This window comes from Jiangella rhizosphaerae (assembly GCF_003579925.1).
GTDB lineage: Bacteria > Actinomycetota > Actinomycetes > Jiangellales > Jiangellaceae > Jiangella > Jiangella rhizosphaerae.
Map to the genome: position 1 here is coordinate 1 of NZ_QUAL01000270.1, position 2,162 is coordinate 2,162.

Here is a 2,162-nt window from a genome sequence, read left to right on the forward strand (position 1 = left end):
CGCGGCGGCTGCGGCGCCACCGGCGGCGGCGAACTGCCGGGCCTGCTTGCCCCAGTTCGCCGGCGACAGGAACGCCAGCACGCCGCCACCCGCGGCGCCCGCGCCAGCGGCCGCCGCCGCACCGGCGGCGACCCCGGAGGCCGGGAGCAGCAGGGCCGGCCAAAGGATGCCCCGCATGTCGGACACGAGCAGCAGCAGCTCGTCGCGCCGCTCGCGGCAGTGGGCACAGGTGGCGAGGTGGGCGCTCATCTCGCGGGTGTCGTGCGCCGACAGCGTGCCGCGCACGTACGACGCGATCTTCGGCGCGTACGGACGGCACTCGGGCTGGACCTCGGCGGACAGGTTCACCGCGAGGTAGGCCTGCCGCAGGCCCTCGCGGGCGCGGTAGGCGAGCGCGGCGACGGCGTTGGCCGAACTGCCCAGTGCCGGCGCCAGCGACGCCGGCGACCGGCCCTCGATCTCGGTGTGCCACAGCACCTGCTGCCAGCGCTCGGGCAGCGTCTCGAACGCGTGCCGCACCAGCTGGCGGTCGGTGGAGCGGGCCATGGCGTCGTCGGCGGTCGGCAGGATGTCGAGGATGGACGGGTCGGTCTGCGAGCCGTCGCGCTGGGAGCTGCGGTGGCGGTCGATGGCCAGACGACGCACGACCGTCTTCAGGTAGGGCGCGAACTCGAGGTCGGGACCGCCGCCCTCGCGCAGCCGGGTGAGCACCCGGGTGAACGCCTCGGCGACGACGTCCTGAGCCTCGTCGCTGTTGTTGGTGACGATGCGGGCGACCTTGGAGGCGTCGTCGACATGGCGGCGGTACAGCTCGTCGTAGGCGCCCATGTCGCCTTCGCGCGTGCGCGCGATGAGCTGCTCGTCGCTGGCGGCGTCTGCTGGAATCGTCACCTGTTCTCGCTATCCCGGTTACACCCAGGCAGCTCAGTCCAGGGAACCACTCCCCGAACGACGGAACCTGGGCGGCTTGATCTGATGATCGACATTAGCCCCCCCAAGCAGCCCAGTCACGAGTTCAGGCAATCGTGCTCTGGAGTCCGGGACAGCGAACACGTCGACCCGCACATGTGCTGTGCTCAGTTCACCGGTTTCGACCGCCTTCGTCAAGGCGATCCGCTCGACCCGTGCCTGCGCATCGTCGGGCACCAGGGCCAGCGCCATCGTGGTGCCGACCTGGCTCAGCGTGGCCTCCGGACGGACGCGCGAACGCAGCGCCGACGCGGCCTGGAGGACCCGCGCGATGCGCCGCCACGGACCGTCCGCCGGGTCCCACCGCATGACGAGCAGCACCAGCGCCATCGGCTCGATCCCGGAGAGCCGGTCGAGCTCCTGCACCCGCCCGTAGAGGTAGCCGACGGTGTGCAGCCCGGACAGCGGATCGACACCCGGCGAGCCGCGCTCGGCGGCGACCGCGTCGACCCACGCGTCGACCAGCCGGTGCCGCGCGGCCTCGCGGGGGAGCGGCGCGCCGGCGGACGCCTCGAGCACGTCCCACAGCTCGTCCAGCTCGTCCAGCACGCACGTGAGGTCGCCGGTGGCGGCGCGCTCCCAGGCGAACACCGTCAGCCCGTGCGCGACGTCCTCCGGGTCGGGCCGATCGGCGGTCAACGCGTCGACGACCGCCTCGACGCCGGGCGGAGGCAACTCACAGCTCTCCGCACGCCGCGCGTCATCAGGCGGCTGAGTGCCTTCCCCGCCCGCCTCCGCCCGGCTCGTCCGTGGGGCCGGGCCGTCGTCGCGCGCGCTCGCCGGCACCGGCCGGTCCAGCCAGGCGGCCAGCAACGATGTCGCCGGGAACTCGCCGTGTTCGAACATCGTCATCCTCGGAACTCCCCGTTCTCGCGCACGCTTCGTCCGACCCTGCAACCTTCCGCCTTGCACCCACCACGACGGCGGCCACGCCGGATCATGACGCGGGTCCGGCGACGAATTTCCCCGCCGCCCCGACCACACCGTCCGAGCCAGCGGGTGCGTATGTCAGGCTGACCCTGTGCCGGACCGCATGGTGCGACTGACCCGCTGGTTGACCGACGTGCGCCAGCGGCTCGCGCAAGCCGCCGCGGCCGGTCAGCAGGCCACGCCGCCCGACGGTGTGCCCGGCGTGCGGCCGGACGGCGCGCCGCTTCCGCTGGGCGAGCCCGCGGTGCCCGGCACGGCGTCCG

At 73.5% G+C, this 2,162-nt stretch carries 2 protein-coding genes; both read right to left on the bottom strand.

Translation table 11 applies throughout. The features are described 5' to 3' along the window. The coding region (locus DY240_RS23120) for a sigma-70 family RNA polymerase sigma factor (RefSeq protein ID WP_119662120.1) at positions 1-891 on the bottom strand (891 nt) is incomplete at its 3' end. A gap of 33 nt (positions 892-924) precedes the next feature. After that, the gene (locus DY240_RS23125) at positions 925-1,821 is read right to left on the bottom strand and encodes a hypothetical protein (RefSeq protein WP_119662121.1); all 897 of its coding nucleotides are present in this window, start codon (positions 1,819-1,821) and stop codon (positions 925-927) included. Positions 1,822-2,162: the final 341 nt, after the last annotated feature.